General features: G+C 66.6%; 9 protein-coding genes. 4 read left to right on the top strand and 5 right to left on the bottom strand.

Annotation, left to right across the window (positions count from 1 at the left end; all coding sequences use genetic code 11):
- The first annotated feature begins 166 nt into the window (after positions 1-166).
- Both ACSX1D_RS21445 and ACSX1D_RS21440 read left to right on the top strand, forming a co-directional pair.
- The gene (locus ACSX1D_RS21445) at positions 167-2,059 is read left to right on the top strand and encodes a DUF294 nucleotidyltransferase-like domain-containing protein (protein WP_439860359.1); all 1,893 of its coding nucleotides are present in this window, start codon (positions 167-169) and stop codon (positions 2,057-2,059) included.
- Complete coding sequence (locus tag ACSX1D_RS21440) at positions 2,056-2,793, top strand: 3'-5' exonuclease (protein WP_439860358.1); 738 nt, start codon at positions 2,056-2,058, stop codon at positions 2,791-2,793. Before ACSX1D_RS21445 ends, ACSX1D_RS21440 begins: the two co-directional genes overlap by 4 nt.
- A 60-nt stretch (positions 2,794-2,853) precedes the next feature.
- Here the strand turns inward: ACSX1D_RS21440 and ACSX1D_RS21435 are convergent, their stop codons facing one another.
- Positions 2,854-4,515, bottom strand: coding sequence for a BCCT family transporter (locus ACSX1D_RS21435; protein WP_439860357.1), 1,662 nt, complete (start codon positions 4,513-4,515; stop codon positions 2,854-2,856).
- 245 nt (positions 4,516-4,760) lie between these two features.
- Here ACSX1D_RS21435 and cls point away from each other — a divergent pair, with 245 nt between their 5' ends.
- Complete coding sequence (gene cls, locus ACSX1D_RS21430) at positions 4,761-6,206, top strand: cardiolipin synthase (protein WP_439860356.1); 1,446 nt, start codon at positions 4,761-4,763, stop codon at positions 6,204-6,206.
- A gap of 93 nt (positions 6,207-6,299) precedes the next feature.
- Entirely contained in the window at positions 6,300-7,037 is a 738-nt protein-coding gene (locus ACSX1D_RS21425; protein WP_439860355.1) for a substrate-binding periplasmic protein, read from the top strand.
- A 118-nt stretch (positions 7,038-7,155) separates the two neighbouring features.
- Here ACSX1D_RS21425 and ACSX1D_RS21420 read toward each other — a convergent pair whose 3' ends face one another.
- The 4 genes from ACSX1D_RS21420 to ACSX1D_RS21405 all read right to left on the bottom strand — a co-directional run bounded on the left by ACSX1D_RS21420 (position 7,156) and on the right by ACSX1D_RS21405 (position 12,495).
- On the bottom strand, positions 7,156-7,581 hold the full coding sequence (locus ACSX1D_RS21420) for a DUF1850 domain-containing protein (protein ID WP_439860354.1): 426 nt from the start codon (positions 7,579-7,581) through the stop codon (positions 7,156-7,158).
- Positions 7,578-9,608, bottom strand: coding sequence for a TRAP transporter permease (locus tag ACSX1D_RS21415; RefSeq protein WP_439860353.1), 2,031 nt, complete (start codon positions 9,606-9,608; stop codon positions 7,578-7,580). The genes ACSX1D_RS21420 and ACSX1D_RS21415 overlap by 4 nt, the downstream gene beginning before the upstream one ends.
- Before the next feature lie 206 nt (positions 9,609-9,814).
- On the bottom strand, positions 9,815-10,768 hold the full coding sequence (locus ACSX1D_RS21410) for a TAXI family TRAP transporter solute-binding subunit (RefSeq protein WP_439860352.1): 954 nt from the start codon (positions 10,766-10,768) through the stop codon (positions 9,815-9,817).
- A 383-nt stretch (positions 10,769-11,151) separates the two neighbouring features.
- Positions 11,152-12,495 (bottom strand): sigma-54-dependent transcriptional regulator, encoded by a 1,344-nt coding sequence (locus tag ACSX1D_RS21405; RefSeq protein ID WP_208707692.1) that lies wholly within the window; start codon positions 12,493-12,495, stop codon positions 11,152-11,154.
- Positions 12,496-12,549 lie beyond the last annotated feature (54 nt).

Raw genomic sequence — 12,549 nt, 5'->3', positions numbered from 1 at the left:
TGTCGCTCCCAGGCCTGAGACGCGCGCAGGGTCCGGCGTTCTGCGATAGGCTGGTGCCCCCGGCCACCGGAAAACCGCGCCAGGAGACACCCACAGACGCGCCCCGCGGGTCGATCCGTTAATCGGCCATCAATCCGTACCCGCAGGCCACCGCCATGAGGACGACATGCAGGTCGAACTGATCGATATCCGCGACCACCTGAGCCGCCATGCGCCCTTCGATGCGCTGCCGGAGGAAACCCTCGACGAGATCGCCCGCCAGGTGGAGGTCGGCTACTTCAAGGCCGGCAGCGACATCCTCAGCTACGGTGCGCCGATCGAGGATCTGCACTACATCCGCAGCGGCGCGGTGGAGATCTACCGGCGCAACGGCGAACTGTACAACCGCCTGGCCGAGGGCGAAGTGTTCGGCCAGTTCGGCCTGCTGCGCGGGCACAAGGTGCGCCTGCCGGCCCGCGCCATCGAAGACAGCCTGATCTACTTCATCCCCGGCGCCATGTTCGAACAGCTCTGCGAGGCCAATGACGCCTTCGCCGACTTCGTCGAAGCCGAGGGCGTGTCACGCCTGAAGCCGCGCGAGGCGCCCCAGGGCAACGCCACCGAGCTGATGAGTACGGAGGTGCGCAAACTGATCACCCGGCGCACCGTCAGCGTGCCCCTGGGCACCTCGGTGCAGGACGCCGCGCGGATGATGACAGAGCACGGCGTCTCCTCCCTGGTGATCTTCGGCACCAAGGCCGCCGGCGACAGCGGCCCGCCCCAGGTCATGGCCGGCATCACCACCGACCGCGACCTGCGCACCCGGGTACTGGCCGAGGGCCTGGCCCTGGACACGCCGGTGGACCAGGTGATGTCACCCGACCCGATCACCATCCAGGCCGAGGATTCGGTGTTCGAGGCGATGCTGTGCATGCTGCGCAACAACATCCATCACCTGCCGGTGGTGCACCGCCAGCGACCGGTCGGGGTGATCAACCTCTCCGACATCATCCGCTACGAATCCCAGAGCAGCCTGTACCTGGTCAACAACATCTTCAACCGGCAGTCGGTGGCGGAGCTGCAGGGACTGCTGCCGGATCTGCGCGCAACCTTCCTGCGCCTGGTCAACGAGCAGGCCAACGCCCATATGATCGGCAGCGCCATGTCCGGCATCGGCCGCAGCCTGACCCAGCGCCTGCTGGAACTGGCCGAGCAGGAGTTCGGCCCGCCTCCGGTGCCCTATTGCTTCCTGGCGCTGGGCTCGATGGCCCGGGATGAGCAGCTGATCGTCACCGACCAGGACAACGCCCTGGTGCTGGACAACCGCTTCGACCCGCGGGTGCACGACGAGTATTTCCTCAAGCTGGCGACCTTCGTCAGCGACGGCCTGGCGGCCTGCGGCCACAGCTATTGCAAGGGCGGGATCATGGCCACCAACCCGAAATGGCGTCAGCCGCTGCGGGTGTGGAAGGGCTATTTCACCCAGTGGATCGAACGCCCCAACCCGGAAACCCTGCTCAATGCCTGCATCTTCTTCGACCTGGACAGCGTTTTTGGCGAGGCCGCGCTGGCCGAAAGCCTGAAGACGCTGCTGGCGGAGAAGGCCAGCAACAACCCGCTGTTCCTCGCCAGCCTGGCGCGCAACGCCCTCAACCGCACGCCGCCGCTGGGTTTCTTCCGCACCTTCGTGATGGAAAAGGACGGCCAGCAGAACAACATCATCAACCTCAAGGGCCGCGGCACCGCGCCGTTGACCGACCTGATCCGCGTGCATGCCCTGGCCTGCGGCTCCAAGGCGCAGAACTCGTTGGAACGTCTGGATGCCATCGGGGAAACCAAGCTGCTGACCGAAGAGGCCATCACCCAGCTGCGCTATGCCCTGGAGTTTCTCTCCATCGTGCGCATTCGCCACCAGGCCATGGACATTCAGGAAGGCCGCGAGCCGGACAACTACATCGAGCCGGAGCACATCTCCGCCGCCGACCGGCACAGCCTCAAGTCGGCCTTCCAGGTGCTGAGCAATGCGCAGAAGTTCCTGCGCTTCCGCTATCCGGGACAGGAATCGGGGCGGCCACTGTGAGCCTGCCAGGCACCCTGCTCAGGGACGGCAAATCGAGCATCCCCGACTGGCAGAACATCCTCGGCGAACTCGCGGCCAAAACCCGTGATGAACGGCTATCGCGCTTCTATAAGGCAGGCACCGTAAGCGCGGATACGCCGCTGGAAGATGTACCTCTGCTGGCCCTGGACGTGGAAACCACCGGCCTGGACAGCCAGCGCGATTCGATTGTCAGCCTCGGCCTGGTGCCGTTCAACCTGCGGCGCATCCGCTGCGGCCAGGCGCGCTACTGGGTGGTCAAGCCGGCGTGCGAGCTGAGCAGCCAGTCGGTGACCTTCCATCACATCACCCATTCGGACATCCGCGACGCACCGCCGCTGGCCAGCGTGTTCGACGAACTGCTGGCCGTCATGGCCGGCAAGGTGATGGTGGTGCACTACCAACCTATCGAACGCGGCTTTCTCGATCAGGCCATGCGCCAGCTGGTCGGCGAAGGCCTGCATTTTCCGCTGATCGACACCATGCAGCTGGAGGCCCGGCTGCACCGCGGCAAGCATCGGCCCGGCTGGCTGGACCGGATGATGGGCCGCAAGCCCGTGTCGATCCGTCTGGCCGACAGCCGCCTGCGCTACGGCCTGCCGCTGTACCAGGCGCACCATGCGCTGACCGATGCCCTGGCCACCGCCGAGCTGCTGCAGGCCCAGGTGGCGCGAATGGATGCAGAGCGCATCGCGGTCGGCGAACTCTGGCAATGAAAAAAGGCGTGCCCGCGAACGGGCACGCCTTCTTCACTACAGCCGGTCTGAACGACGCGCTTAGCGCGGCTCGGACATCAGTCCCTTGACGATGGAGATACAGCCGACCAGCAGCACGATGGTGAAGGGGAATCCGGCGGAGACCGCCATCGCCTGCAGGGCCACCAGGCCACCGCCGAGCAGCAGGGCGATGGCCACCACACCCTCCAGAATCGCCCAGAAGGCGCGCTGCGGCACCGGCGCATTGACCTTGCCGCCGGCTGTGATGGTATCGATCACCAGGGAGCCGGAGTCCGACGAGGTGACGAAGAACACGATCACCAGGACGATACCGACGAAGGAGCTGATCTCGGTCAGCGGCAGCTCGCCGAACATGGCGAACATCTTCAGCTCCAGCGCCGCGTCCTGCACCCCGGTGAAGCCGTCACCGAGCAGCTGGCTGAGCGCCGTGCCGCCGAAGGCGGTCATCCACAGCACCGACACCAGCGAAGGCACCAGCAGCACCGCGATGAGGAATTCGCGCACGCTGCGGCCGCGACTGACGCGGGCGATGAACATGCCAACGAACGGCGACCAGCTGATCCACCAGGCCCAGTAGAAGGCGGTCCAGCCCTGGCTGAAGTTGGCGTCTTCGCGGCCGATCGGGTTGGACAGGGCTGGCAGGTTGACCAGGTAGCTGCCCAGGTTGCTGAAGAAGCCGGTGAGGATCGCCAGGGTCGGACCGACCACGATGATGAACAGCAGCAGCAGCGCCGCCAGCACCATGTTGATTTCCGACAGGCGCTTGACCCCCTTGTCCAGGCCGGCCATCACCGAGACCAGGGCGATCGCGGTGATACCCACCACCAGCAACACCATGCTGGTGTCGTTGGACTGGATGCCGAACAGATACTCCAGCCCGGCCGATGCCTGCTGCGCGCCGATGCCGAGGGAGGTGGCCAGACCGAACAGCGTGGCCAGCACGGCCAGAATGTCGATGAGGTGCCCCGGCCAGCCCCAGACCCGCTCGCCGAGCAGCGGATAGAAGATCGAACGGATGCTCAGCGGCAGGCCCTTGTTGAAGGAGAACAGGGCCAGCGACAAGGCGACGATGGCGTAGATCGCCCAGGGATGCAGGCCCCAGTGGAAGATGGTGGCGGCCATGCTCAGGCTGGCGGCGGCCTGCTCATCGCCGGCCGCGGCACCCAGGGGCGCCCAGTCGGTGCGGACACCGTCCTCGCCGACGCTGACACCGCCCAGGGCCGAGCCGTAGTGCGACATCGGCTCGGCCACGCCATAGAACATCAGGCCGATGCCCATGCCGGCGGCGAACAACATGGCGAACCAGCCACTGTAGGAGTAGTCCGGGGTGGCTTCCTTGCCACCCAGGCGCACCCGGCCCAGCGGCGAGAGGATCAGGCCGACGCACAGCAGCACGAAGATGTTCGCCGAACCGAGGAAGAACCAGGCCAGGTTGCTGGTCAGCCAGTTGCGCAGGGCGGTGAACAGCGGCTCGACCTCGCTCTGCAGGGCCAGGGTCAGGACCACGAACAGCACGCTGAGCAGCGCCGAGATGGTGAACACCTTGCCATGGATGTCCAGGTTGAAGAGGAAGCGACCCTTGATGTTGTCCTGGCCGATGACATAGTCGGTGTCGATCAGGTTCGCCGCCCCGGTCGGGGCTGGAATGCTATCCAGGCTCTCTGCTGGCGGGGCTTTACCCTGCGCAGGATCTTTTGCCATGTGACGTGCTCCTTTTTTGTTTGACTCGCAGATAGACGCAAACACTGACCTGCGCCCTGCACGTTTCGACCGATTTTCAGCTCGGCTGCCCATAAGCGTAACAGCCCAGCCGACACCCTGCCGGTCCGAACGCGGCACGCCCCTAGGCGCAGGCGTCAGATCTTGCCGCCTGGCCCCCGGTTGATGCGACACTGCACGCTGTGACTGGCCTGCTTTACCGCGGCTTCTGCCGCACAGGAATGCGCATGCTCACGGACCTTGGCATCCCCCACCTGCTAACCTATCTGCTCGCCGCGATCCATACGCTCGGCGTACTGGCTGCGATCCACGCGGTGTTCACCGTGCGCACCGCCCAGGGGGCCATCGCCTGGGCGGTATCGCTGTTCTTCATGCCCTACCTGACCCTGCTGCCCTATCTGGTGTTCGGCCGCAGCCGCTTCGATGCCTATATCAAGGCCCGGCGCCTGGCCGACCAGGAGATGCACAGCGCCATCGCCGTGCTGAACTGGCGGCCCTGGGTCGAGGAGGCCATCACCGCCCGCGCCTCCAAGGCCTTCCGCCGCCTGCGTGCGCTGCCGCGCCTGGGCTCAATGCCCTGCCTGGCGAACAACCAGGTGCAGCTGCTGATCGACGGCGAGGCGACCTTCACGGCGATCTTCGCCGCCCTGGCCGAGGCCCGCCAGGTGATCCTCCTGCAGTTCTTCATCGTCCGCGACGACGCCCTCGGCCGGCGCCTGCATGAGCGATTGCTGGAGCGCGCGCACGCCGGGGTGCGGGTGTACATCCTGTATGACGGCATCGGCAGCCACGCCCTGCCCCGCCACTACATCGACAGCCTGCGCAGCGCCGGCGTGCAGATCCATGCCTTCCCCACCCGCGGCGGGCTGTTCAACCGCTTTCAGCTGAACTTCCGCAATCACCGCAAGGTGGTGGTGGTGGACGGCGAGCGCGGCTTTCTCGGCGGCCTCAATGTCGGCGACGAATACCTTGGATGCAAGCCACCACTGGCTCCCTGGCGCGATACCCACGTCGAGGTGCGCGGCCCGGTAGTCGCCTGCCTGCAGGAGTCCTTCGCCGAGGACTGGTTCTGGGCCACCCGGCAGATTCCGCCACTGCTGCTGCCCGAGGCCTACCCGAGCAGCGGCATGCTCTGCCAGCTGATCACCAGCGGCCCGGCCGACCCCCAGGAAACCGGCTCGCTGCTGTTCGTCGAGGCGATCCACGCCGCGCGCGAACGGATCTGGATCACCAGCCCCTACTTCGTGCCCGACGAGGCCCTGTTCAGCGCCCTGCGCCTGGCCGTGCTGCGCGGCGTCGACGTGCGCATCCTGTTGCCGGCGCGCCCCGACCACCGGGTGGTCTATGCCGCCTCCAGCCTGTACGCCTTCGAGGCGCTGCGCGCCGGGGTCCGGGTGTTCCGCTACCTGCCAGGGTTCCTCCACCAGAAGGTCATGCTGATCGACCAGGGCGCCTGCGCCATCGGCAGCGCCAACCTGGACAACCGCTCGTTCCGCCTGAACTTCGAGATCACCCTGCTCACCGTCGACGACGCCTTCGCCAGCCAGGTCGCGCAGATGCTCGAGGCGGATTTCTCCCGCTCGCGCGAGCTGGTCCGGGCCGACCGCCACAAGGTGCGCCACCTGCAGCGCCTGGCCATGCGCGTGGCGCGGCTGATCTCGCCGATACTCTAGGCCGACAGAAAAAACCCGAAGGCCGGCGTCACTGGCTATGGTTAGTGCTGAGTCGCGAGCTTTGCATTACGGAGTCTCAACGAGTCGCTGCCGATGAACTTCCGCCTGCCGGTCATCTTCTGCTTCAGTCTGTTGGCCGGCGCCACTGCGCTGCATGCCGAACAATACCGCGTGGGCGTCGAGCGCCAGCCCTACCTGCCCTACTTCACCGTCGAAGACGGCCAGTACCGGGGCTACGCCCGCGAACTGCTGGACGCCTTCGCCGCCGACCAGGGCCACCAGTTCACCTACGTGGCGCTGCCGGTCAAGCGCCTGCTCGGCGACTACCTGGCCGGCAAACTGGACTTCAAGTTCCCCGATCACCCGCACTGGAAATCCCGGCAGAAGCAGGGCCACCGGGTCCACTACAGCCAGGCCGTGGCGCCTTATACCGACGGCGTGATGGTGCTGTCCGCCCACGTCGGCCTGGGCAAGGCGCGGATACGCCGGCTCGGCACCCAGCTGGGTTTCACCCCCTGGCCGTACCTGGCGGACATCGAAGGCGGGCACATGAGCCTGACGCAGAGCAATCACATCGACTCGCTGCTGCGCATGGCGGCCAGCGGCCGGGTCGATGCGATCTACCTCAATCCACGGGTAGCGCGCCTGGCGCTGCGCGCCGCCGGCCTGGCGGAGGACGCATTGCGGTTCGACCCCGGACTGCCCCATGTCGACGGCGACTATTACCTGTCCAGCCGCCTGCACCCGGAGGTGATCGCCGCCTTCGACCGCTTCCTGCAGCAGCAGCCGCAGCTGGTGCAACGGCTCAAGGCCAAGTACGAGATCGATTGAGCACCCCGGCAGGGCCGTTCAGCAAGCTGCAGACGAACAAAACCCCCAGTGGCCAGGCCAACTGGGGGTTCTCCTCTTGCAGCAGCCCGCGCTTGTGGCGCGGGGAGCGGGCGCGGCCTCAGCCGTTGCCCTGGCCCTTGTCCATCGGGGACAAGGGGGAGCCGAGCTCACAGCTCCAGAGTTCCAACGCCGGCTGGCTCGCTTGTGGCGGGCCGAGCCAGTCACTCATTGGGTGACAACGCTGGTCGAAACACAGTTGGTAATCCCCTGCCTCGGGGGTTCGCCCCAGGCGCAGCGGTTGCAGGGGCGGTAACTGGCGGCGGTAGTGCCAGCTGCCCTCATGCAGTTCGGCATCGGCAGGAATCTCCATGCCGGCGCCCGAACCCTTGACCCGCGCCTCGCCGAGCAACAAGCCCTCGGCGGCGACGCGGTAATCCTCTTCCCAGCGAATCTTCTCGATGCTGTGCCGCCAGGCCAGGGTGAACGCCGGAACCGGCAGTTCGGCCCAGATCGCCCCGGCCAAGCCCATGCACAGCCCGATCACGCGGCGGCCGCCTGGACGCGGCGACCGCGCCAGAAATGCACGGCGAGGAACAGCACGGCCAGGGCGAAGCCGATCTCATCGCTCATCGGCGTGGCGAGGATCAGGCTGGCACCGGCGGCGAAGCCCAGCGCGCGCTCCCACCAGGGCATCTTGCACTGCAGGAAGCCGGTGAACACCGCGCCCCACAGGCCGATCGCCACGGCCGCCTTGAACAGGATGTACAGGGTCGCCAGCCAGCCGCCGCTGCCTTGCAGCATCAGCGCCGGGTCGTAGACCGCCATGAACGGCACGACGAAGCCGGCGATGGCGATGCGGATGGCCCACAGGCTGATCTTCAGGCCCTTCTCCTTGGCAATCGGCGCGGCGGCGAAGCAGGCCAGGGCCACCGGCGGGGTGAGGTCGGCCATGATGCCGAAGTAGAAGACGAACATGTGCGAGACGATCAGCGGCACGCCCAGCTCCAGCAGGGCCGGCGCGGCGATCGAGCTGGTGATGATGTAGTTGGGGATGGTCGGGATGCCCATGCCCAGCACCAGGCAGGTGAGCATGGTGAGGATCAGCGAGAGGAACAGGTTGTCCTGGCCGATGGCCAGGATATAGCCGGCGAAGGTCGAGGCCACCCCGGTCAGCGACACCACGCCGATGATCACCCCCACCAGGGCGCAGGCGATACCCACCGGCACCGCATGGCGTGCGCCTTCGACCAGCGCGTGCAGGCAGATGACCAGGGTGTCGCGGCCGCCCTTGATGAACCAGCAGACCGCCACCAGCAACGCGACCACGGCGAACACCACGCCGATGCCGAGCTGGAAGAAGCCGGCACAGAGCAGGCCCAGGGCGATCCAGAAGGCCATGCGCAGGCCGAACGAGGACACCCGCAGGATGATCGCCGAGCCGAGGATGACGATGGCGGTCAGCGACAGGCCGACCATCCCGGAGAACAGCGGGGTGCGCCCGGTGAACAGCAGGTAGATCAGGATGAACAGCGGGATCAGCAGGAACCAGCGCGCCTTGACCGCCGCCCAGGGATCGGGGCACTCGGCTTTCGGCAGGCCCTGCAGGTTGGCCCGCTTGGCCTCCAGGTGAACCATCCAGAACACCGAGCCGAAGTACAGCAGCGCCGGCACCAGGGCGGCCTTGGCCACCTCGAAGAATGGCACGTTGATGGTCTCGGCCATGATGAACGCCACCGCGCCCATGATCGGCGGCATGATCTGGCTGCCCATGCTCGAGGTGGCCTCGACGCCGCCGGCGAAGGCCGCGCGGTAGCCGAAACGCTTCATCAGCGGAATGGTGAACTGGCCGGTGGTGACCACGTTGGCCACGCCGGAGCCGGTGATGGTGCCCATCAGCGCCGACGACACCACCGAGACCTTGGCCGGGCCGCCGAGCTTGTGGCCGAACAGGCCCATGGCGAAGTCGGTGAACAGCTTGATCATCCCGGCCTGCTCGAGGAAGGCGCCGAACAGGATGAACAGGAAGATGTAGGTGGCCGACACATAGGTCGGGGTGCCATAGAAGCCCTCGGTGCCGAAGGACAGCTGGTTGACGATCTGGTCCAGGCCGTAGCCGCGGTGCGCCAGGTCGCCCGGCAGGTACTGGCCGAACAGGCCGTAGGCGAGGAACAGGCCGCAGATAAGCGGCAGGGCGATGCCCATCACCCGGCGCGCCGCCTCGAACACCAGCACCGTCAGCGTCAGGCCGATGACCATGTCCATGTCGGTCAGGTCGCCGGAGCGCTGGATCAGATCGGCCTCGAAGTACCATTGATAGCCCGCGGTGGCCATGCCGGCCAGGCCGAGCAGCCAGGCCAGGGGTTGCCAGGGCTTGTCCTTGCCATCGGCGGGAAAGCTGAGAAACACCACCAGCAGCAGGAAGCCCACGTGCACCGCGCGCAGGATCTGGCTGGATACCGGGTGGAAGGCGGCAGTGATGATCTGGAAGCTGGAGAACAGCAACGCCACGTAAAAAAGCGCCTTCGGCCAGTCGCCCGGACGCGCAGCAAGGCCTTGGTTGTGTTCACTCATGGAGGTCACGCCCTCAATACAACATCGATAAAGCGGAAGAGTCGCTAGCAAAACCTGCCGTGGACGCGGCGCGCCGCCGCTCGGCAGCTGCCTAAGCGGCCGCCGGCGAAACGGGCCGCCACGCTGGTTTTACTAGCGTCTCTGTGGAGAACCAGCGGGCGAACGGACGGCCGCCGCCAGGGCGACCGTTCGTTCGCCGGTGTGGCTTACAGCGCGCCGACTTCCTTGTAGAAGCGCTCGGCACCCGGGTGCAGCGGGATCGGCAGGTTCTTCGCCGCAGTTTCCAGCTTGATGTCCTGGGCCGCGGAGTGGGCGGTGCCCAGGCGCTCGAGGTTGTCGAACATCAGCTTGGTCATCTGGTAGGCAACCTCGTCGGACACGCCCTCGTGGCTGACCAGGATGTTGGTGATAGCCACTGTCGGGACATCGTCGTCCTGGCCGTCATAGGTGCCGGCGGGAATGGCGGCGGCCTGGTAGGCGGCGTTGCCGATCTTCGCGGTCACTTCGCCCGGGATGGCGACGAAGGTGATCGGCAGGGTCGCGGCCAGGTCGCGGATCGCCGCCATGCCCAGGCCCGAGGACTGCAGGGTGGCATCCAGCTGGCGGTTCTTGATCAGCTCGACCGACTCGGCGTAGGGCAGGAACTCGACCTTGCCCATGTCCTCATAGCTCAGGCCGGCGGCCTCGAAGATGGCGCGGGCGTTCAGCTCGGTGCCGGACTTCGGCGCGCCGACGGAGATGCGCTTGCCCTTGAGGTCTTCCAGGCTGGTGATGCCCGACTCCTGGCTGGCGACGATCTGGATGTAGTTCGGGTAGGTGGCGGCGATTGCCCGCAGCTTCTTCAGCGGCGTCTTGAAGCCGGCGTCCTCCACACCTGTCCAGGCGTCGGCGACCGAGTCGCCCAGGGCCAGGGCCAGCTCGCCACGCCCTTGCTGCAGCAGGTTGAGGTTCTCCACCGAGGCCTTGGTCGCCTGCACCGAGGTCTTGGCGCCTTCGATGCCGTTGCTGTACAGCTGCGACAGGCCGACGCCGATCGGGTAGTACACACCGCTGGTGCCGCCAGTGAGGATGTTGATGAAGGTCGGTGCGGCGAGCACCGCGGTGCTGGCAGTCAGGGCCGCAGCAGCGGCGAACAGGCTGAAACGCTTGGTCAATCGCATGGAAGAATCTCCGTCGTTGTTATGACTTGTGCAGAGTTTTCACTGTAGACGATGCCCGTCCGCCGCAGCTTCGGGGCCCGTCCGGGGACTAGCGGATTTCGCGAAAGCGGCAATCGCCGACACCGGGCCTGGGCCTGGTGCACAAGAGGAGGCGCGGAACAGCGGGACGAGACAGGCTCGCGGAGCGGCAGTGGCGGTTCATTGGCTGACCTCTTGTCTTTCTTATGGTCGCCCGCGCTTGCAGAGGCGCGTGGCTGACAAGAGCTATAGCAGGTAGCGTGCCAGGGCAGGAAAGCCCCGTAATAGAGGGGTCAAGCCCAAACAACGCGGGATAGACAAGCAACTTTCCGCCCATTCATAACCGATAATAGGCGGAAAATTGCCTATTCGTCGTCGGGGCTGCCGGCTGGCCGATAGCTGCTGCGCTGCAGGCCGTGTCGTTGCATCTTCTCGTTGAGGGTGCGCCGCGGCAGCTGCAGCAGGGCCATGACCTGGGTGATATTGCCCTGACAGCGCAACAGCGCGTTGTGCAGGCACTGGGCCTCGAAGGCCTCCATCTGCTCGGCCAGGGACTGCGCCCCGCCCTCCGCCTCCGCCGTGCTGAGGCCCAGGGCGTGGCGCTCGGCGGCGTTGATCAGCTCGCGCACGTTGCCCGGCCAGTCGTGGCCGAGCAGCTTGGCCAGCTCGCCCGGCGCCAGCGCCGGTGCCTCGCGGCCGTTGCGCAGCGCCGCCTGGCGGGCGAAGTGCTCGAACAGCAGGGGGATGTCCTCGCGCCGCTCGCGCAGCGGCGGGATGCGCAGGGTCGCCACGTTCAGCCGGTAGTACAGGTCCTCGCGAAACCGCCCCGCGCGCACCTCGTCCATCAGGTCCGGCTTGACCGCGCTGATCACCCGCAAATCGACGCGGATGCTCTTGTTCGAGCCGAGGCGCTCCAGGGTCTTCTCCTGCAGCACGCGCAGCAGCTTGACCTGCTGGGCCAGCGGCAGGCTCTCGATCTCGTCGAGGAACAACGTGCCGCCGTCGGCATGCTCGATGCGGCCGATGCGCTTGCCCTGGGCGCCGGTGAAGGCACCACTCTCGTGGCCGAACAGCTCGCTCTCGAACAGGTTCTCCGGAATGGCCGCGCAGTTGAGGGCGACGAAGGGCTTGCCGGCGCGCGCGCTGAAGTCGTGCAGGCAGCGGGCGACCCGCTCCTTGCCGCTGCCGGTATCGCCGCGAATGAGGATGTTGACCGAGGTGGCGGCCAGCTCGAGAATCTGCCGGCGCAGGTTTTCCATCGGCTTGGACATGCCGAGCAACTGTCCCTCGATGCTGTCCTTGAAGGCGAACTGCTGGCGCAGCTGGCGGTTCTCGCAGACCAGGCGACGCTTGTCCAGGGCGCGGCGCACGCTGTCGAGCAGGCGCTCGGGGGTAAAGGGTTTCTCGATGAAATCGTAGGCACCGTTGCGCAGGGCCTGCACCGCCATCGGCACATCGCCGTGGCCGGTGACCAGGATCACCGGCAGGTCGCGGTCCAGCGCCACCAGCTTGTCGAGCAGCTGCAGGCCGTCGCTGCCGGGCATGCGCACATCGCTGACCAGCACCCCGGGAAAGTCGCGGTCGACCAGGGCCAGGGCCTGCTCCGCGCTGGCGCAGCTCTGCACGCGAAAGCCGGACAGCTCCAGCCACTGCTGCACCGCCTCGCGGATCGCCGCCTCGTCATCGACCACTATTACCTGACCGCTCATCACGCCTCCTCAGTCCATGGTTCCAGTGTATCGCGCAGGCCGGTTGCCTCGCAG

It is taken from the genome of Pseudomonas sp. MBLB4136 (assembly GCF_051904765.1).
GTDB lineage: Bacteria > Pseudomonadota > Gammaproteobacteria > Pseudomonadales > Pseudomonadaceae > Aquipseudomonas.
This window is presented reverse-complemented; position numbering and strand designations above follow the sequence as displayed.